15 protein-coding genes are annotated in these 21,962 nt (G+C 27.2%); 5 read left to right on the top strand and 10 right to left on the bottom strand.

Annotation, left to right across the window (positions count from 1 at the left end):
• The 6 genes from HGG69_RS01755 to HGG69_RS01780 form a co-directional block, all read right to left on the bottom strand.
• On the bottom strand, nt 1-2,190 hold the full coding sequence (locus HGG69_RS01755; RefSeq protein ID WP_169605090.1) for a leucine-rich repeat domain-containing protein: 2,190 nt from the start codon (nt 2,188-2,190) through the stop codon (nt 1-3).
• Nucleotides 2,174-3,925: an ABC transporter permease subunit gene (locus HGG69_RS01760; protein ID WP_169605091.1), complete on the bottom strand. Its 1,752-nt coding sequence runs from the start codon at nt 3,923-3,925 to the stop codon at nt 2,174-2,176. The genes HGG69_RS01755 and HGG69_RS01760 overlap by 17 nt, the downstream gene beginning before the upstream one ends.
• A complete protein-coding gene (locus tag HGG69_RS01765) occupies nt 3,889-4,647 on the bottom strand; it encodes a phosphonate ABC transporter ATP-binding protein (RefSeq protein ID WP_169605092.1) in 759 nt (252 codons plus the stop codon). The genes HGG69_RS01760 and HGG69_RS01765 overlap by 37 nt, the downstream gene beginning before the upstream one ends.
• The gene (gene cypl, locus HGG69_RS01770) at nt 4,637-5,938 is read right to left on the bottom strand and encodes an ABC transporter thiamine pyrophosphate-binding lipoprotein p37/Cypl (protein WP_169605093.1); all 1,302 of its coding nucleotides are present in this window, start codon (nt 5,936-5,938) and stop codon (nt 4,637-4,639) included. The genes HGG69_RS01765 and cypl overlap by 11 nt, the downstream gene beginning before the upstream one ends.
• A 277-nt stretch (nt 5,939-6,215) precedes the next feature.
• On the bottom strand, nt 6,216-8,360 hold the full coding sequence (locus tag HGG69_RS01775; RefSeq protein WP_169605094.1) for a Tex-like N-terminal domain-containing protein: 2,145 nt from the start codon (nt 8,358-8,360) through the stop codon (nt 6,216-6,218).
• An 8-nt stretch (nt 8,361-8,368) separates the two neighbouring features.
• Nucleotides 8,369-9,235 (bottom strand): DegV family protein, encoded by an 867-nt coding sequence (locus HGG69_RS01780; RefSeq protein WP_169605095.1) that lies wholly within the window; start codon nt 9,233-9,235, stop codon nt 8,369-8,371.
• Between the two features lie 134 nt (nt 9,236-9,369).
• On the opposite strand from HGG69_RS01780, the gene tyrS reads away from it, so the two are divergent.
• Nucleotides 9,370-10,596: a tyrosine--tRNA ligase gene (gene tyrS, locus HGG69_RS01785; protein WP_205852856.1), complete on the top strand. Its 1,227-nt coding sequence runs from the start codon at nt 9,370-9,372 to the stop codon at nt 10,594-10,596.
• 78 nt (nt 10,597-10,674) lie between these two features.
• Here tyrS and rpmA read toward each other — a convergent pair whose 3' ends face one another.
• Both rpmA and rplU read right to left on the bottom strand, forming a co-directional pair.
• Nucleotides 10,675-10,938 carry a 50S ribosomal protein L27 gene (gene rpmA / locus HGG69_RS01790; protein ID WP_169605096.1) on the bottom strand — a complete coding sequence of 88 codons (264 nt, stop codon included), beginning with the start codon at nt 10,936-10,938 and terminating at the stop codon, nt 10,675-10,677.
• 6 nt (nt 10,939-10,944) lie between these two features.
• A complete protein-coding gene (rplU, locus tag HGG69_RS01795) occupies nt 10,945-11,244 on the bottom strand; it encodes a 50S ribosomal protein L21 (RefSeq protein WP_169605097.1) in 300 nt (99 codons plus the stop codon).
• Between the two features lie 321 nt (nt 11,245-11,565).
• Here rplU and HGG69_RS01800 point away from each other — a divergent pair, with 321 nt between their 5' ends.
• Nucleotides 11,566-14,241: a DUF885 family protein gene (locus tag HGG69_RS01800; protein WP_169605098.1), complete on the top strand. Its 2,676-nt coding sequence runs from the start codon at nt 11,566-11,568 to the stop codon at nt 14,239-14,241.
• A gap of 64 nt (nt 14,242-14,305) precedes the next feature.
• Here the strand turns inward: HGG69_RS01800 and HGG69_RS01805 are convergent, their stop codons facing one another.
• Entirely contained in the window at nt 14,306-15,679 is a 1,374-nt protein-coding gene (locus tag HGG69_RS01805) for an FAD-dependent oxidoreductase (protein ID WP_169605099.1), read from the bottom strand.
• A gap of 130 nt (nt 15,680-15,809) precedes the next feature.
• Entirely contained in the window at nt 15,810-16,361 is a 552-nt protein-coding gene (locus HGG69_RS01810; protein WP_237077105.1) for a deoxycytidylate deaminase, read from the bottom strand.
• A 229-nt stretch (nt 16,362-16,590) separates the two neighbouring features.
• Between HGG69_RS01810 and HGG69_RS01815 the strand changes: the two genes are divergently transcribed.
• From HGG69_RS01815 to rpsB, 3 genes are all read left to right on the top strand, one after another.
• Nucleotides 16,591-17,328 carry a triose-phosphate isomerase family protein gene (locus HGG69_RS01815; protein ID WP_169605100.1) on the top strand — a complete coding sequence of 246 codons (738 nt, stop codon included), beginning with the start codon at nt 16,591-16,593 and terminating at the stop codon, nt 17,326-17,328.
• A 190-nt stretch (nt 17,329-17,518) separates the two neighbouring features.
• A complete protein-coding gene (locus HGG69_RS01820; RefSeq protein ID WP_169605101.1) occupies nt 17,519-20,893 on the top strand; it encodes a Rib/alpha-like domain-containing protein in 3,375 nt (1,124 codons plus the stop codon).
• A 202-nt stretch (nt 20,894-21,095) separates the two neighbouring features.
• Nucleotides 21,096-21,962, top strand: a complete 867-nt coding sequence (rpsB, locus tag HGG69_RS01825) for a 30S ribosomal protein S2 (protein ID WP_169605102.1) — start codon at nt 21,096-21,098, stop codon at nt 21,960-21,962.

Raw genomic sequence — 21,962 nt, forward strand, 5'->3', positions numbered from 1 at the left:
TTAGTCCCCTAAATTTTCTTTAATAGTTATTTGTTTGTATTTTTTAAGTTCCGAATATCATTCTTCATTGTTTTTTAATCATTCGCTTTCAATTACAATCGTGTCTAAAGCATTTCAATGGCTTGGACTTATTTCTGCTATTCTAACGTTTTTAGGTAAAATTAGCTTTCTGATTTTTGTATCATGAAATCCTTTAAATTCAAGCACATTATCCGGTAATTGAATTTCTTTAATTTTTGTTAAATTAAATCCACCAACTTTAATGACGTTTTCTGGAATTTCGATTTTTGAAATAGTTGTTCAACCAAACCCATCTAAAATTTTAAGATTTTTAGGTAGATTGATTTCTTTAATTAAAGAGTTATATATGAAAGCATCATTGTACATTTCTTCAACTGTATCAGGTAAATATACATTAGTAATTTCAGAATTTTTACCTCCAAACCCACCTAGTTTTTTTAAATTTTTAGGTAAGGTAATTTCCGAGAATGAGTGATTGTAAAATGTTGATTGTTTTATAGTGTGTATAGTATTGGGTAAATCTATACTATAAATATTCGAAAGATTTTCAAAACCACCCAATATTTCTAGACCATAATTCAATTTCAAGTTATTTAAAGGTGTGTTTGATAATGTGTCATCGTATATCTCCTTTAATGATTTTGGCGCTATTAAAGATTTTACTTTTGTATTTTTAAAACCACCCAGTTTTTTTAAATTGTTTGGTAACACAATTTCACTTATCTTAGTGTCATCTAATGTGTTTTTGTGAATCACTTCTAAACTTTCTGGTAAGGAAATAGTTTTTATATGAGTACCGGCAAATCCTCCAAATTCTTTTAATTCTTTCGGCAACGATATTTTATTAATTTTTGTGTAATCTAAAGTTTCTGGCAAAATTTTTTTCAATGTTTTCGGTAAATTGATATTTGAAATGTTTCAATACTTAAAACCACCCAATTGCTCTAAGTTTTCTGGTAAAACTAAATTAACCTTGTCTGTTTGTATGTCATTATTTAAATCAAATGTATTAGCGTGTATTATTTTCACTGAGCTTGGTATTTGAATATCAGAAATAAATGTATGTTTAAAACCACCCAATATTTCAAGTTTTTTAGGTAATGATATTGAAAAAATATTGTTGTTTGAAAATGCATCAGGCAGTATTTCGATTATTGAATCCGGTAAAGTTATTCTTCTTATTTTGGTTTGAGAAAATCCCCCTACACTTTTTAGAGTATTTGGTAAATTTACTGTAATTAATTTATTACAATTATCCAAAGTATTTGAACCTATTTTAATAGTACCGTTAGGAATTGTTATAGTTTCAATATTAGTGTAAGCAAAACCATTCAATTCTTTTAAACTTTTAGGCAAGATAATGTTTTGTATTTCAGTATGATTCAACGTGTTAGGTTTTATAATTTGCACAGTTTCTGGAATAACGATATTTCTAATATTAGTTCTTGAAAATCCTCCTAAAGTTATTAATTTTTTAGGCAATGTAATTTCACTGATAGGCGTGTTATTAAAACTATATTCTTCAATATGTGAAATTGAATCTGGTAAATTAATTTTATTTATACCTGTTAAAGCAAATCCCCCAATTGATTTTATTCCGTCATGTAAATTCAGTTCAGTTATTCTAGTGTTATCTAAAGTATTTTTAAGTATTTTTGTTATTGACTCAGGCAGATTAATGGAACTAATTTTCGTATTGGCAAATCCTCCTAAGGTTTTTAAACCTTCATTTAAATTCAATGTACTAATTCTTGTGTTGTCTAATGTGTGTAATTCAATTTCTGTTAATGATTGAGGTAAAGTTATGTTTTTTATTTTCGTATTGCTAAATCCACCTAATTTCTTTAAACCTTCTGGGAGTTTAACTGTTTCAATAGATGTATTATCAAACGCACCCTCTTCTATAGCTTGCAGGTTTTTAGGTAAATTAATATGTTGCAACTTATAAAAATTCCTAAAAGCATTTTTACCAATTACTTTTACATTTTCTGGGATGGTAATGACTGAATCATTTTTATTGAATAATTCATCAGCATCAGATTCTGATAAATATTCATCAATGATCTTTTTATTTTCTGAACAACTAACCAAAGTTGAAAAGCTAGTTACTGCAGTTAAAATAGACATAAATTTTCCAAATAGTAAAATTTTTTTATATTTTGTATTCATATTTTTTCCTTTTAAATATCTTTTGGTTGATTAATATATTTATTGAATTTATTAATAGTATGCATATTGTAGCTACTCATACATAGCTCATTGCTACTCTTGGTTTTGGTACTGTATTTATGTCTAAATTCATTCATATTTCATTTCCTAAGTGCAAATCTTCATTTGCGAACACACTATATGTTATTGAAGATCTAAAGGCTAATTCAAAATAAAATATTGATAAGCTGATAAATATATGTTTTATTGATGGTAATGCATATTTTTTATAAATATAGTTGTTAGAATAACCTTGTGATTTTAAGTTTTTAATTACTTCTTCGTCTAAATTATCAATGGCTTCTACTAATTGTTTTGATATGTTTGAGCTCTCATGTATTCCTAATAATATTAATATTAATAATAATGGTGAACTCAACAATGGTTTGAACAATAAGAATAAAACTACAGTTGGAATTAAACGGTTTAAAGAATTTAAATTTCTAGCTAAAAAATAAGTATATTTATTATTTAGTTTAGTACTCATAAATCTTAAATAAACCAATGAAATCAAAATAGTCAATGACATTGATAATAACGCAAACGTAAAGCATTCGGATAAAAGACTGAAAATACTATTCGAGCCTCTTCAATTCATTTCTCTGAAATCAGGAGTAAAAAATGCTTTTAAAAATTGTTTTGATGAATTGGAATTATGAGTTAAAAAAGGTGTTTGTATTAATACTATTACTGAATAAACAATTAATAATACAAGAATAATTGATAAAATGATTTGTTTATAATTTTTCTTTTTTGATAATTTTTTGTACAAGTCTTGTTTATTTTTTTCGATATATTTTAGTTCTTTTGTTTTGTGTTCAAATAAACATTTTTTTAATTTGATATTTATAAATTCTAAACATAAAACAAATAAAATCAAAACAGTTAAAGGTATTCCTAATTCCTTAAAGAAGTATGTATCCTGAGAACCATGCTTTATTAAAGCACCTAAACCAGGTAAAGATAATATTCCTAATATTGATGTTCATCTGATATTGGATTCAAATGAAAACAGAAACAACGTTAAATATCTATTTTTTATTCTTGGTAATATTTCTTTTTTAAAAGCATTAAATTTATTATTTCCTTGTTTTATAGACACATAATATTCATGTCTATCAATTGTGTCTAATATTTCACAATAGTATTTATGTAATCATAACCATGTGAATCAAATGTAAACAAATAATAAACTCATTTCATTCATAAAAGTACTGATAAACAGCTTAATAAAAACAATTTCTGGAATGGCTCTTATTATTAAAATAAGTATTCTATTAATTTTACTTAAATATTTATTAGTAACTAATTCTGTAGATACTAAAGATGTCGCGAATGCTAGTAAAAATCCTATAAATGTACCCACTAATCCATATTTAATAGATATATATAAAAATTTAAAAACTAATTTGATTAAATTTGTTTCAGTGTATAAACCTCAAAAAGAACTTTTATTTTTAAATTCAAATAAATTTGAAGTTTTTTTTATAAAAATGTCAATATTTTCAATTCTTATTTTGTTGGAAATACTGAATCACAAACCGATAATTAAAGCTATAAATAATAGTAAAAATATATGAAAATAAAAAGGTCTAATTTTTTTGGAAGATTTATCAGAATAACTTTCTACTTGATAGTAAAAAAAATTTTTATTAATTTTTATTTGTTTTTTTGAATTATTTTTTCTATTTCTCATTCTTTGATATCCTTAGTTAGTTTATTCAATTGAATTGAATTATCTTTTATTCCAATAACTCTATCAAAATGGGTTTTTAAAAAGGATAAATCGTGTATATTCACTAAAATAGTTAATTGTTTCTCTTTTTTTAGTTGCTTTAAAATATCTAGTACATCTTGTGATGTTTGTCGATCTAGATTGCTAGTGGGTTCATCAGCTAATATTAGTTCAGAATTTTTTACTAATAACTTAACTATTTCTACACGTTGTTGTTGACCTCCACTCAAATCAGATACTCTATAAAATGCTTTGCTTAATATATTTAAATCATCCAATTGCTTAAATATATTAATTTTTTGTTCGTTTGTTATTAAAGAAAATAACTTATAAAAATTATTTTTATATTGAGTTATAGATCTTTTTACATTCATAAATACACTATCTGAAATTATTAAATTAGGTTTCTGAGTCAAAAAACCAATTTTGTCAATTATCTTCTTTCATTCTTTAGGTTTTATTTCGTTGATGTTTGAGCCGAATAATGATATTATCCCGCTTTGAGGTAAAATACTTTTAACTAATAATTTAAATAATGTACTTTTACCCACACCGCTACTACCTATAATTGCTACCATTTCACCTTTTTTAATATCCAAATTAATATCATTAAATATTTTTAAATTTTTTGAATAATTGAATGACAGATTTTTAATTTCTAATATTTTTTGCTTAGATTTCATCAATTAAATCCTTTGTTGTTTCAGCTTGAATTTGCAATAATATAAACTTTTTAAACAACTCTTTATCAATTTTCGAAAATCTATTGTACCCAGTATATGCGCCATACAAATTATCTTCTATGTTAAATGATTGCAATGTCTGACTTATTAAATCTACTTGTTTATCACTTAAGTTTCTTCTCCCTAATACTACATCATAACCTGCAGGATTAGTAAATATAAATGTTCTGATTACCTTGTTATTAGGATCATTAAACTTTTGTTTCGATACAAATCCATCGGGTTTGAAATAATTATCACCTTTTGTATTAAGAATTCAATTTAATTCTCCTTCTGGAGAAAAACCTATTTTAGGAACGATTCCAGATGTGGCTTTTCCCAATGTTTTTTTTATATGTAAATTTTTAACAACGTTTTTGTTTTGCGTATTACTAAAATATTCGTTTAATTCTTTTATTGTTTTACCAAAGTGACGAGCCATTAAAGCTACTTGATATTTATAACCGCTAGCACTGTCAGTGTTTTCAAACGTAATTCCATGACTAACAAATTTGAAAAAGTTTTTATCTTCCCAATCTTTTTTTATTTGATTTCTTTCAGACTCATTACCGGCTATATATATAGCTCCTCTATAAATATTAGTTAATTCATTTTTTTTATAAAATTCTGAATAAGCCGAATTTTCAAACAATGGTTTATCTTTAGTTCAGTCTGGGTATTCTAAATTTGTATTTTTAAATCAATGAATATTGTTTTGATCGGCTGATTCTAATAATTCTTTATTCATTTTGTTGCGAGTGTAATACGTATTTGCATTAGTTTGCCATATAAATTTTTTAGTATTTGTTTGCGCTACTAGTTTTATTGTGGGGTTAAATTGATAATCAGGGTTTTCAATACCTAAAAACTTAGTGTATAAATTCGTATAATTCATAATACCGATATCATATTTTTTATTATCAGCTTCTAATTCGTTGTATATAGTATTAGCATCATTTTGAACTTGGAAATTAAATTTGACATTTTTTAAATTTTTAGTTAAAGGATCTTTATTTTTTAAGTCATTAAAACGTTTATTTAACTCTTTGACAAAATTTAAACCATCAGGGCTACCTCGGAAACCAGGGTTGATATATTTATTATATATTGTAATTTCTGTGTCTCATTTACTTTTAATGTCTTCTAAATTTTCAACATCTATAGTTTTTTCGTTAGTGGTACACGAAATTGCCAATGCAGGTGTTGTTATACTAAAAAGAGATGTTATTAATTTCACTGTTTTAAATTTCATAATAAAAAACTCCTATCATACTTGACAAGAGTTCGTATATTAAAAAAACAACTACGCTACGCATGCATTACCATGATCAGCTTATAGGTATAATCTCAACCGTCCATAGACAGTACCCTTGTCAATTAAATTATATCAAATTACGTATATTCGATTTTAAAAAGTAAGTAAGCTTTATTTTTATAAATATTTATCAATATACGTGTTTTTAATAAAAAAACAAAAATAACACATAAATCGATAAATATATACCGAATAACGTGTTATTTTAAAAAAGTTATTTCTTTGTTATTAATTTTGCTGCAATACGATTACGTGCTGTATCAATATTAATAATTTCAATATTAATTTTTTGCCCTACTGACAATACTTCGCTTGGATGTTTAATGTATTTTTCTCCCATTTTAGAAATATGTATCAATGCAGCTTCTTTAATACCAATATACACAAATGCTCCAAAATCAGTAATGTTTTCAACTGTACCTGGCAATTGCATCCCTATTTTAAGTTCGTCTTTATCCAAAATATCATCGCGTAAAATTAAACCATCTTTTGAATCTCTGATATCTTTAGTTGGATTGGTTAAGGAATCAATAATTAACTCAATCTCATATTGATTTGAATTCAATTTTTTAGCTAATTCGTTTTTATCTGCTTTATTTAATAAATCGATATCTATGTTTTCTAAATTAATGTTTAATTGTTTAATTAAAGCTTCAGCTTTGTCATAACTTTCTGGGTGAATTTGAGTTCTATCGAAAAAGTTTTCTGAATTATGAATTCTTAAAAAACCAATGGCTTGTTCAAAAGTTTTAGCCCCTAAGCCTTTAACTTTTTTGATTTGATTACGATTTCTGAATTTACCAATTTCATTTCTGTATTCAACAATATTTGATGCTATTTTAGCTGATAATCCTGAAATATAAGCCAAAATTTCTTTTGTTGCAGTATTAACATCAACACCTACTTGGTTAACTACTTTGTTAACTTTAAAGCCTAATGCTTGCATTAATTCTTTCTGATTTAAATCATGTTGATATTGACCAACACCAATTGATTTGGGATCGATTTTTACTAATTCATTCAATGGGTCTTGGAATTTACGTCCGATGTTAATTGCGCTTCTTTCTTCAACACTTAATTCAGGGAATTCATCAATCGCAATTTTTGAGGCTGAATAAACGCTTGCTCCGACTTCTGATACAATGGCGTATTTAATGTGTTTGAAGCTAGGATGAGATTTTAACACTTTGGCCACAAATGTTTCCGTTTCTCTTGATGCTGTTCCATTACCAATTACAATAATGTCTGGTTTAAATTTATTAATTATTTGTACCATTATTGAATATGCTTGTTCAGTATGGTTTTGAGGTGGATTTGGGAACATTTTAGCTTTATATAAGAATTCTCCAGTTGGCGAAATAATGGCAATTTTGCATCCATTAGCAAATGCGGGGTCAATCGCTAAAATTGTTTTATTTTTTACAGCCGGCGCTAATAACATTTCTTCTAAATTAGCAGCAAATAATTCAATCGCGGATTTTTCTGCTCTTGCAAATAAATCGCTTTTAATCTCGCGCTCTATAGAAGGTAAAATTAAACGATCAAGCGCATCTTCATAACTATTGACAATAATCGGTCCTGTTGAAGGGATTTTGTAATATATTTTATTCATTTTTTGTTTCATAAAACTTTTTGAATAATCAAATGTGTATGAAATAATTTTTTCATCTTCTGCACGTGATATTGCTAATACTCTGTGATTTGCAATTCTTTTTACAGGTTCGCTGTAGTCGTAATAATTTTTATATGCTTGTTTTTCATCTTTAGTAGCTGCCCCACGTTTTATCTTTGTTACAATTTTTCCGAAATGATTGATTTGATTTTTTACATATTCACGGGCTTCAATGTTAGTGCTCATTATTTGACTGATAATAAATTGAGCTTGTTCTATAGCGAATTCAATCGTTGTAACTTGCTCAGTTAAATACTTTTTAGCTTCTTCGTATGGATTGAATTTTCTATCATTAGCTTCCATAATTGATATTGCTAATGGTTCTAGGCCTAAAGCTATAGCTTCAGTTGCCTTGGTTTTTTTACCCACTTTAAAAGGTTCGTAAATATTTTCAACTTCTGATTTTGTTACTGCGTTGTTAATTTTTGCTTCGATTTCAGGTGTTAATAATTTATTGTTTTTCAATATTTCAATAATTGCATCTTTACGTTTATTTAATTCGACATCGTATTGATAAATCTTATCAATCGATTCTACTTGTTCTTCGTCTAATCCTCCAGTTGCATCCTTACGGTAACGACTTATAAACGGGACTGTCGCTCCCTCGGCAAGCAATTTTAAAACTGTTTCAACTTGCTGCTCTTTAATTTTTAATTGTTTGGCTACAAATTCAATACTTTTATTCATTTTTACTCCTATCTTGATTTAATTTCTTTTAATTTATCTAAATATTTTTCAATCAATTTTTCACCATATTCAGTAACTACAGAAATCGCGTCTTTTCCTGTATGGACTGAGATACATGGGGCGATTGTTGTTATAAATGGTTCATCTGTTTCCGTGTATTCCTGGATTTGTTTTGCATAATTATTTACATTTTTATTATCAGCATGTAAAACAACAATACGTTTATTTTGATTTTTTTCTTGAATTTCTTTTGCAACTTTTAAAATTGTTTTTTCAAACACTCGACCTTTGCCATATTTTTCAAGACCGCCGTGCTCCAATTTTATTATTGGCACAATTTTTAATAATTTAGCCATTGATGCTGCTGCCGGACTTAATCTCCCGCCTCTTAATAATGCATCAGTATTTGCGGGCATTAACATAACATCGCATTTGTGTGTTGAAAAAATTTCAATAGCTTTTTCAAAAGGAACCCCATTTTTTATTCTTTCCTCAAATTCCAATAATTGTAATACAATCATTGCTTGCAATCCTTCAGAAGGAACTATAAAAACTTTTTCATCATCTTGAAAAGCAACTTTGATGTTTTGGTATTGACTTGAAAGTTTTATACAAATTGGATAAAAAACAACCAAATCATGAGTTTCTTTTAATTTGTTAATCATTTCGATTGCATAACCAAGCTTAGAAGCGCTTGTTAGTACTTTTGAATCTTGCTTTATATGTTTAAAAACTGTTGAATAATCAACACTTACACCATCTTCGTATGTCACTCCATCGATTTCGATTTGAATTGGTAGATAATGTCAACCAATAGAGTTTGCTTGTTTTTCTGTTAATCCAGAACTTGAATCTATTACGATAGCTATTTTCATGATATTACCCCGTTTTATAATATATTTATTTCATATACATTTAATATTGAATTATATTATAATCATTTATAATAATTTTAAAAGGGACAATATTATACTTAAGTCGTCGTTGTTTCTTACCAGTAAGGAGTATTATGAGAAAACTAATTAAGGATTTACAAGATCGTGAAATATTGAAAGATGTTTCAAATTTTGATAAATTATATTCTTTGGAAAAATCTAGCGGAGTATATACGGGTTTTGACCCAACTGCCAAATCATTACATTTGGGTAATTACATCACCATAATTAATTTAATGAGATTTAAAAATGCGGGTTATAAAGTTTATGCGATCGTTGGGGGAGTTACTGGAATGATTGGTGATCCGTCATTTCGTGATAGCGAAAGAAAATTTTTAAGCGATGAGGAATTATTAAATAATAAAAATCACATTATTAAACAATTACAATCTTTTGGATTAGAAGTTATTGATAACTATGATTTTTATAAAAATATGACAATTGTTGATTTTTTAAAAACAGTTGGTAAACATGCGAATGTTAATTATATGCTAGCGAAAGACTCAGTTAAACAACGTTTAGAAAACGGGATGACTTTTACTGAATTTACTTATCAATTATTTCAAGGGTGAGACTTTAAAGAATTGTATGAAAAACACAATGTAATGGTACAAATGGGTGGAAGTGATCAGTGAGGTAATATAACTACTGGATTAGAAATGATTAAAAACATTCATGGAGATAACCATAAAGCTGTGGCACTGACAAGTAATCTATTAACAGGATCAAACGGTAAAAAAATTGGTAAAAGTTATGGCGGAGGATCATTGTGATTAGATCCAATAATGACAAGTCCATACAATATCTATCAATATTTAATAAATCAATCAGATGAAGATGTTGAGAAATTAATGAAGTGATTAACGTTTTTAACTATTGATGAAATTTCGCAAATTATGACACAACATAATGAAAATAAACGCGAAAGAATAGCACAAAAAAGATTGGCATTTGAAACAGTTAAAATTATTCATTCGGAACAAATTGCAAAACAATGTGTATCGGTTAGTGAAAAATTATTTAGTAATACTTTATTGGATTTAACACTTGATGATATTGAATTATTAAAAGGATTTTTAAAAACATATCAGTACAATAATGAGTCAGTTATAGATTTTATGACCGGAAATAAAATTGTTTCTTCTCGTCGTGAATTTCGTGAATTCATGAATAATGAATCAATAAGATATGATGATTATATAGTGACTGATGAAAATGAATTAATTAAATTTAATAATTTTGAAAATAGATATGTTTTACTGAAAAAAAATAAAAAAGAATTCATTATCATTGAAAAATAATTAATAAAAATACTTGCCAAACAAGTATTTTTTTATATAAAAAAAACAACACCAATTGATGTTGCTTTTAAAAAGATGTTATTCTTCTTCTACTATTTCATAAACTGAAGCATATTTTCTATTACGTCTTGATTCGTATTTTACAATACCATCAACTAATGCGTATAGAGTGTCATCTTTACCAATACCAACGTTTTTACCTGGGAAAATTTTTGTTCCTCTTTGACGATAAATAATTCCCCCAGCTAATGTAAATTGTCCGTCTGCTAATTTAGCACCAAGTCTTCTTCCGGCCGAATCACGGCCGTTATGGGTACTTCCACCTGCTTTTGTTTTTGCCATTGCTTATTACCCCTTAATTTCCTTAATTAATACTCTTGTGTATGGTTGACGGTGACCTAATTTACGTTTATGTGTTGATTTGGCGTTGTGACGGTAAACAACGATTTTTTTTGCTTTTCCTTGTTTTTGGATTTCTCCAGAAACAATAGCTCCGTTAACGTATGGAGTACCAATTTTTTTATCTGTTAATATAACTTTATCAAAGTTAACTGTTTCACCAGTTTCACCTTCGATTTTTTCGATATAAATTGTGTCCCCTGCTTTAACAAGTAGTTGTTTTCCACCGGTTTCGATAATTGCGAACATTGATGTCCTCCTAATTATAGTAGTGGCTCATCCTTAAGGTGCTATGCTTAAACCTTTTTGGAATGGTTACAACAAGTAACTGCTTTATTATACACAATTTTTGTATTTTTTTTCTGATATAGTTTTTTTATTGGATTATTTTTTATTTAAAAATTTTGCATTTTTTTACTATGTAAACATTCAAAAAAAACTAAGTAAAAATTTACCATAAAAAAATACGTCTTAAAGTAAATTAAAATTGTATTGTGACATTTTTTAAGTATTATTTTTTTTATTCTTTTTTTTTTTTTTCAAAATTATAAACATTAGAAAGGAAAGAAAATGAAAATAAAAAACTTATTAAGTTTAGCGGGTGTAGTTTCTACATTCACTTTACCCGTATTGGCTATATCGTGTAGCGAAAATACAAACAATTTAAAAACGTTAGATGAATTAAAAAATAAATATGAGACTGAAATAGCTGATTTAGATTCAAAAAACAAAAACAAATTAAATGAATTAAAAAATAAATATGAGACTGAAATAGCTGATTTAGATTCAAAAAACAAAAACAAATTAAATGAATTAAAAGCTGAATATGATTCAAAAGTTCTTGAATTAGTAAAAAATAATAGAGAAAATGAATGATATAAACAAAATTATATTAACGAAAAATGAAATAAAGACACATCAAGAAGTGAGAAAATTGAAAATGATTACAATAATTTTCTAGAAAAAAGAAAACAATTTTTTGCAAATGATCAAAAAGGTTTTTTAACAAAACAAAAACAAAATGAATTATTACACTTTGAAAAAAGTAATATGGAACATTTCATAGAATTAAAAAACAAAGATTCTTCAACTAAACAAAAAGTGTGATTATCTCAAATAATAAAAAACATAGAAATAGATATTAAATTTTTAGAATCAGACATGAGATTATTGGGGTGAAATGCTGAAAAAATAGCAGACGATAATATGCTTAAATTTGATAGCAATGCACAGCTAAAAAAAATCTTCAAAATAAAGGAAGAATCTGTAATTGATCAACTTATCAATAATTTAAAAGAGGGTATTTCAAAAGGAATTACGCATTCAAAATTATATGTAAAACAAACAATAGCGAAAGCATTGAGAAATAGTTTTTCAGATATCATAACAAATTTTATAAAATCTGAAAAAACTTCTATAACTTTGAAAGAATTATTAGAAAATGAAGAAATGTTAAAAAACAATATTAATAATCCAGTAATTAAGTTTTTAAAATTTTATGGTACCGAATATTTTGAAAATGCTCATTCTGAAGCTTCTCCAATAGTATTCAGCAAAACAAATAAAACCAACTCTAATGACGAAGACTATGAATCGGAAAATACAGTTTTTTTTAAAACCTATTCTTTAAATAGCGAAGGTGAAAGAACTATGGAAAATGTGCCTGTATATGGTTTTGGTTATTCTAATAAAGAAATAAAAGCCAAAAATATAGGTATTAGTGGAATGGCGAATAAAGAAGCTGCTGATAAAATTTATAAAGCACAATTGTTTAAATTTACTTCATTGAATAAAAATCCACAAGAAATATACGATGAAGGAATCAAAAAATCAGAGCAATCATTAATTTTATTAAACAAAGTAATTAAAGAGTTAGCTGCCGTAATTACCGGAGAAAAAGATAAAGATTGATCAGCGAATATAAGATTTAACGATTTAAAACTTTTAGCTAATGAATCAAATCCAGGAATTACCAAAAATATTACCGTTGATATTATTAAAAATAATAAAGTTGACATGGAAAATTGATATAAATTCATTACAAGTGATGAATTTTACTATGGATTAGAAAACGATTTAACAAATAGTGAAATTGATAACATCATTCAAGATCAAGATAATAAAATTTACGCAAATATTTTAGATAGAAAAGGCTTTAAGTACTTAAAATCAGAAAAATACGAGAATGATAAATGAGTTTACAATAACAATTTAACTAATAAACAAGTTTATGCAGCAGCCATAAAAGCGTTAAAAGAATATAATCTATGATACAGTAAAACGAAAGAATATTCAAAATCGTTCTTTGCTAAAGAAATTCAAGATGCAAATATAACTGTTTATAATGAATCAGATAATGGTTTGGGTTCATACGGTTTTAACAATTTTTCATTTAATGGTAAACCTTATTTTGGATTGCCTAAATGAAGTTTATCTTCTTTCGTAAATCACGAAACAATAATGGGACATCATGTTCAAAATGTATATTCAAATAAATATATGGCTACCGAAAATAATGACTTTTATATATTTTCTGGTTTTGAATCTGCATCATTTTCTGAAGGATGAGGGCTATTTGTTGAATGATTTGCCCTAGAATCTGGATGATATGGTACACCCGATTATTCTGAAAAAGAAACATTTGATGTTTTACCAGTAGATTTTTCAAAATCAACTAATGGTTATTTACCAATCATATCTAATGATGCTACAGAAGAACAAATTAATTATATGAAACAAGTAGCGGGCGGAACATACTGAAAACTGGCCAAATCTGTCCAAAAAGATTTAGATGATCAACAAGCCACAAAAAACGCAATTAAAATAGGTAATATATTACAATATTACGGATATTTAAATGAGAAAAAAATGCGTGATAATCGTTTAGTATTGGATACAGCATTACACGGAATTATAAATAACCCGGATCAAAATATTGGTTCTGGTTTATCTATTGAAGACCAAAGAAAATTTATGATTAAAAATTTAAGTTCGCCTTCTGATATTTCTGAATATCCAAAACGTTACTTAGGATACCCAGCACAAGCTGTATCTTATAATATCGGAAAAGAAGCCTTTAAAGAAGCATACATTAAAATGCTAAAAAACTCAGGATTGACTAGATCAGAGATGATTAAAGACAAAAAAAATATACAAAAGCTTTTTGATTTATTTTTAGCATTTAGAGATATTCCACTGGAAGAAATTATAAAAATGATAAATTTTGAATTTTGTATAAATTCATAAACTAAATAAATTTTTAAAAAACAATGCATTAATTGTGCATTGTTTTTTTGTTTATTAATTACATTTAAGCTTTATACTTAATTCCTAATGCATTTAATATTGGTACTAAAAAGAAATTAAATGGTTTATTAAAGTGTGGTAAGAAGTATACATCTGTTAAAGCGATTTCAGGTAGCGTTAAACCTTTTTGTAAAGCTAAAGCAAACATATAAATTACTTCAGTATGTACTTGTTTACCTCATGAACCAATTTGTACACCTAACAATTTAAATGTTTTTGGATTATACACTATTTTACATGATACTTTTTCATAGGTGTTCATAAATTCTGGACGATCATTATCTGTTCAAATTTGTTCTGCAACATCCTCATCTTTAAACCCTAATTTTAATGCCATTTGTTTTGTTAAACCAGTTGAAGCGTAATGGCAATTGAATACGTTTATAGCGTTTGTTCCTGCTACACCAGGGAAAGGAATGTGTAATCCCGCAATGTCTAAAGCGGCAATTAATCCTGATTTAACAGCATTAGTTGCTAATGCTGTATGGTGCTGAGTGTTTGTTACAACATTTTTCATAGCACATGAATCCCCAATAGCATATATATCTTTATCGGTTATTGAACGATTAAATTCGTCCACAACAATAGCTCCGTTCGGTAATTTCTCTACTCCGCTTATCATATCTGTACGAGGTTTAAAACCAATACATAATATTACTAAGTCGGCTGCGTACTCTCCTTTATCTGTTACAACACTAGAAACATTTACATTATCTTTTGATTTAAATTCTTTAACTGATTCTCCTAAGCGTAGATTAATACCTAATTTTTTCATATTAGTTTCCATAACATCTGTAAACTCAGAATCAAAATAATTAGGTATTACTCTGTCTTGTAAATCGATTAAAGTAACTTTTTTGCCTTGAATGTGGAAAGCCTCCACCAATTCCACCCCGATGTATCCTGCTCCAACAACTACTACGTCTTTAACATTTTTATCTTCAGCTGCTTTAACAATTTCTTCTGCATGTTGGAATAATTTAGAAAGCATTATATTTTTATATTCTCTACCTTTAAATGGTGGCTCTATCGGTCATGTTCCACCGGCAAAAACCAATTTATCATATGTATCTTCAAATTCTTTTCCTGTTGCGTTGTCACGAACAGTAACAATTTTTTTCTCTTTATTTATATGTATAACTTCGTGATTTACCTTCAAATCAATATTGTAATCTTTCACTAAACTTTGTGGTGATGAATAAAATAATCCCGATGGATCTTTGAATTCCCCACTTACTCATACTGCTATACCACATCCTAAAAATGATGTGTTTGTATTACGGTCATAACACACGATTTCAGCTTCTGGGTGAACTGTTTTCAATGTTCTTAAAAAGCTTGTTCCTGCGTGGTTTGCTCCTACTACTAAAATTTTCATAAATTCTCTCCTTAATTGTTTTCACATTTTAATTATATTTCAACGAAGCACAAAGGATTTTTAAAAAAATGAATTTATTAATAAAAACAACAAAAAAACGAGAATTTTGAACGTTTTTTTGTTGTTTTTATTATTTGTGAGCCCTTAAAATAACATCAAAATTTTGATTAATTTTTTCAATTTTCACACCCATTTTTTCAAGTATTAACATACTTGCCTTACCTTCTTCAGTATCATTTTTATAATCTTCGGCGTATACTATTCTTGAAATTTTAGACTGAACTATTAATTTAGCGCAGTTGAAACAAGGCATATGAGTTATATACATTATTGCATTTTCACCAATTTTAGAGTTCGTTAAGTTTGCATTGATAATTGCATTTGCTTCCGCATGTACAACATATGTGTATTTAGAATTTAATATTTCTTCTTTAACTGCTGGTTTTTCTCATGAAAAAATTAAATCGTTGTCAAGATCATTATTAGCGTTTGTACAGTTAATGCTTTTTGGCATGCCGTTATATCCTAATGACACTACATAATTTTGATTCACTATACAAGCCCCTACTTTTGTATTGGGATCTTTTGATCGCTGTGCACTCAATTTAGCTAAAGACATAAAATAATAATCTCAGCTTATTTTTCCATTTTGATAAATTGATTTTTTAATATTTTTTTCCATAAATAACATTTTAACACTAAATGGTTAAAAACAGCCACCTCAGCCGCTGTTTTTTATTATTCATTGAAATAAGGTATTTTACCTCGGTAGGACATTTACGATAAATCCAATTATATATAATAATCGAATCACTAATATCATAACACAATTTTAAAAAAATACAAAAATAAAAATGTTAAAAAAATTCTTTATTAAATATAATTAGATAAAAAAAGATGTAGGAGTTGAAATGAAAAAATATTATTTAATCGGTAATCACAAAATGAATGTTAATTATAGCGAAAATATAAATTTTATTAAAGAAGTGAATAAACTTCATCCTGATAGTACTGATATTTTCTTTGCAATTGCACCTAGTTATACAAATCTTATTTGCAAACAATTGTTAGCAAAAGAAAATAATGTTTTAAAAATAGGGGCACAGAACGTATCTTGTTATACAAAAGGAGCATATACAGGTGATATATCCGCTAATCAACTAGCGGATATGCAGATGGATTTTGTTATAGTTGGTCATTCGGAAAGACGTACTTATTTTCACGATGATTCAAACAAGATAAACTTAAGAATTAAAGAAGCGTTAAAACACAATTTAAAAGTTGTTTTATGTATTGGAGAAACATTTGAAGAGTTCCATTCTAAAGAAACATTAAAAATTATCAGTAAACAAATAGATATTGCCTTAGACGGAGTTGATGAAACGGCTGATATTATTATTTCATACGAGCCAATTTGAGCTATTGGTACAGGTTTGGTTGCTTCGAATGAGCATTTAGCTCCTATATTTGAATTTTTACAAAACAAATTACCTAAATGTAAATTTTTATATGGTGGTAGCGCAAACCCTGGTAATATAATGCATTTATTAGAAATACCGCAAATAACTGGTTTTTTAGTTGGTAATGCATCATTATCACCTGAAAAATTTGTGTCAATGTTAAACATGATGGAATTACAGAAAAAATAATAAAATAAACAAAAAATAAGCAAATCAGCTTATTTTTTTTAGTGTTTTTATTTATTTTGTAAAGTCTACAAAAAAACTTTTTAAGATACTAAAAGTATATTTTTTTTGTATTTTCGCTTGTAAAAAAAAAAAAAAAAGTAATAAAAATTCATTTATATAAAATTAATTTACTAGTTTATAAGGAGAAGATATGAAAAATAATAAATCTAAAACATTAGTTAAGTTATTGACGTTAACATCGTTAACAGCCGCTTTATCAGCTAACGCTGTATTAATTTCGACTTTAAATGAAGGTGAAAATCCTATCTTAGTTAAAGGAGATAAAACAAAAACAGCGTCAGAATATGTTGAAGCTGTTAAAAATAATTCAATTAAACCAACAATATCGGATCCAAAAGACACTGAAGAATTTGAATACACAATTTCTGATGCTAAAACTAATGAAGATGGAACTGTCACTGCAACTGTTGTAAAAACAAACAAAAAAGACTCAAAAGATTCGAAAAAATATGAAGTAATTATTGCTAAAAATCAATTTAAAGAAGTATTGAGTGTAAAAGGTGATAAGACTAAAACATCTAAAGAATATGCAGAGGCAATTAACAATAAATCATTCACACCTCAAATTCAAGGCATGAATGATTCTGAAAATTATGATTACGTTGTAACTAAATCAGTAGCTAACAAAGATGGAAGTGTTGATGTAACCGTAACCAAAACCAATAAAAAAGATTCAAAAGATGTTACTGATTCAATAATAAATATTCCATCAGAAGAATTTAAACTTGAGTTAAGTATTGAAGGAGATAAAACAAAAACAGCGTCAGAATATGTTGAAGCTATTAAAAATAATTTAATTAAACCAACAATATCGGGTCCAAAAGACACTGAAGAATTCGAATACACAATTTCTGATGCTAAAACTAATGAAGATGGAACTGTTGCTGCAACTGTTGTAAAAACAAACAAAAAAGACTCAAAAGATTCGAAAAAATATGAAGTAATTATTGCTAAAAATCAATTTAAAGAAGTATTGAGTGTAAAAGGTGATAAGACTAAAACATCTAAAGAATATGCAGAGGCAATTAACAATAAATCATTCACACCTCAAATTGAAGGTATGAATGATTCTGAAAATTATGATTACGTTGTAACTAAATCAGTAGCTAACAATGATGGTAGTGTTGACGTAACCGTAACCAAAACCAATAAAAAAGATTCAAAAGATGTTACTGATTCAATAATAAATATTCCATCAGAAGAATTTAAAATTGTACAAACCAAATTAAATTTATCTTCTGAAGTTGTTACAGTTGAACAAAATTCAGTAGTTAGCGAAGAACAATTTAAAAAAGTAATATTAAATTATGATGAATTACCAAAAGATACTACTATAGAAATTATTAATGAACCAGATACAAGCAACGTTGGAGAACAGACTGCTAAAGTTAAAGTGAATATCCCGGTAGAAATACCTCAATCATTAGACATAATAGTAGATGTTAAAGAGTTTAAAAATGAAATCCGTCCAAGTATTGATTATAGTAATGAAATCGAAGTCAATACTGAAGTAACAGAAGACATATTAAAATCATTTATTAAAAATGTATCTGAATACCCAAAGAGTTCTGTGTTCAAACTAAAAGAACCTTTAGATACAACTGTTATCGGTCAAAAAACAGCGACTTTAATTATAAAACAACAATTTAAAGAAGAAAAAGAGTACCCACTTTCTATAACCGTAGTTTCAGCTCCTGTTTTTAAAGAAAGCACAGCCAAATGAACAAATTCAGCTTACACAAAAGGATACAAAGAAGAAGGAACAAAATTAACTGAAGCTGAAATAAAAAACAGTATTAGCATTCTAAAAGATCCAAACAATCCTTATATAGAATACAAGATAACTGAAGCAATAATAACAGAAGATGGTGTTAAAATATCCTATAAACATCCTTATGACAGCAGTCAAAGATTCTATACTATTTTAGATTTTAAAGAAGCTACTCCAGAAATTATTGAAGGTGGTTATGATGTTTGACTTCCTGAATTTACTATAAATAATGAATTTGTTGAAGTAAACAATGATAAAGAATTGCGTCAAAAACTTGAAAAATCTATAATAAACAACAAATATGATTCTATTGAAATTAAAAAAATGGAAAAAGACATTTATACACAAGAAATAAAAGTTGAATTAGTTGGTAAAAAGAATAATGAACAAGACACAAAAATAGTTTATAACAAACAATTAAAAAGAAAAATTAAATTAATAGGTGAAATCGGACACGAAATTGGTCCATTCGAAGACAGCATGACTGCGAGTTATATATACGACAGTGTAATTAATGATGATATGTTAAATAAACTAATTGAATCAAAAGGTAAAGCAAGAATAGGAGATGGTTATTTAATAAATATTTCTGTAACAGATGCCGAATCTTATGCATTAAACGATTCTTCTGCTCAAAAAAACAATTTTGATAAAAAAATTGGTGGATTGAAAAACCTATTAGAAGCTAATGAACAATACACTAAATTAAAAATAACAAAATTAGTTAAAAAAGAATTAAACAAAATAACTAACTCTATTATTTTAACTGCTACATTGGAACACCCAGATATCGACAATGGAAAACCTTGAAATGAAGATATTTATTTCCAAATAAATAAATTAGGTGGTAATTACGCCTTTAAGTTAGGTAACTTCAGATTAAAAGAAGGAGACAAATTAAGTAATTACAAATTTGCTGAACTAACTAAAGAGAAATTAAATCAAATGGAATTTGAATATGACATATTAATTGGTAACAATAGAAACATATTCCCTAATTTAAACCTTGAAGAAGGAGAGATTAAAAACAAATTTGATTTCTCAATCAAAAATAAAGAATTGTTAAACAATGGTATTTTAATAACTTATTTAGTTTCAGATAAAACTGACCCATCTATAAAAGGTGAAGAATCTGTATTGATTAGTCGTGAATTTTTCAAAAGTTCAACAAAAGCAACTTTAAAAGCTGAATCAATAAAAAACAAAATGCTAGACGAGATATACGGAGCTGATTTTGAGATAACTTCAGAAGACCCGTTAATTGAAAGATCTGAAATTAAAGCAAATGGTTTTGTAAAAATGCCTAACAATTATGGTTATGTAAGATCATCAAATGCAATAGAAATAACAGTAATTAATTGATACAAAGACAAAGAACTATCACCTAGTTATTACGAAGAAAAAGTTGTTTTTGAGTTAACAGATGAAATTAAAAAACAATTTACAGATTTTGATACTGTAGGTAAAACTATTACACCTGATTCTCCGTCTATACCTTCAGGAGGATTCACAAGTGCTAATATTGAACAAAATTTATCGTCATTGATTTCTAAAATGCAAGTAGAATTAGTAAACAAAATAACTAAAAATACAGAAATAATAAGACTGACAACCAGTGAACAAAACACAGTGAAATTAATACAATATGATGAAACTCAAAAGATTTTAACTGTTAGTTTTACGCTTGATGGATTGCAAAAAAAATGTCAAGCATCATTTAAACTTGATTATTAAAATTAATCCTACAAATGTAGGATTTTTTATTACCTTTTTTTAAGAGACAGAATAAATGTTTTTGTGTTAAAATAAATTAGTACTATTAAAGAGTACTTAAATATTAATAAAATTAAACACTGTTGCGAATTGTATTGGGTGTGTCGTAAATGATGCCAATATTTAGAAACAACAGGACGAAAACAAACAAAGGAAAATAAATATGGAAAATACAGAAAAAAAAGTTGTTGAAGAACAACAAAAATCAGCTCGTACACCTGAAATTATTTCACGTGCTAAATTATTAGAAGCTGGTACATACTTTGGACGTCGTCCAAGCGCATGAAACCCAAAAATGAAACCTTACATTTACGGGAAAAGAAACGGTAACCACATTATCGATGTTACCAAAACTCAAAAATCATTAGAATATGCATTCAAAATGATTCAAAAAGCTTCAGCAAAAGGCGCAAAATTTATTTTTGTTGGAACTAAAAAACAAGCTAAGTCAATTATTGAAGAACAAGCTAACAGAACAAATTCACCATACGTTTCTGAACGTTGATTAGGTGGAACACTAACAAACCAACAAACAATTTTCAAAAGCGTTGATTTATTAGAATCTTTAGAAAAAAAACAAGCTGAAGGGTATGTTGGATACACTAAAAAAGAAGGATTAGATTTTGATAAAAAAATATCAAAACTACAAAAAAACTTGAATGGTATCCGTAACATGCGTTACACACCAAACATTATGATTGTAGCTTCACCATTAGTTGATGATATTGCAATTAAAGAAGCTCGTAAAAAAGGGATTAAAGTATTTGGAATTTTAAACTCAAATGCTGATCCAGATAACGTAGACTTTGGAATCCCAGCAAACGATGCATCAGTTAAATCAATTACTTTAATTTTAACTGTTTTAGCAGACGCTATTGCAAGCGGACGTAACGAAAAACAATTATTTGCTTACCAACCAGACGAAGCTGTTGTTTTACCAGAAGATGTTCGTAAAGAATCATCAGATCAACCACGTAGAGTTTACAACCGTAAACCAAGAGTAGAAAATTCAGAAAACAAAGGAGAATAA

The organism is Mycoplasma phocoenae (assembly GCF_012934855.1).
Taxonomy (GTDB): Bacteria; Bacillota_I; Bacilli_A; order Mycoplasmatales; family Metamycoplasmataceae; genus Metamycoplasma; species Metamycoplasma phocoenae.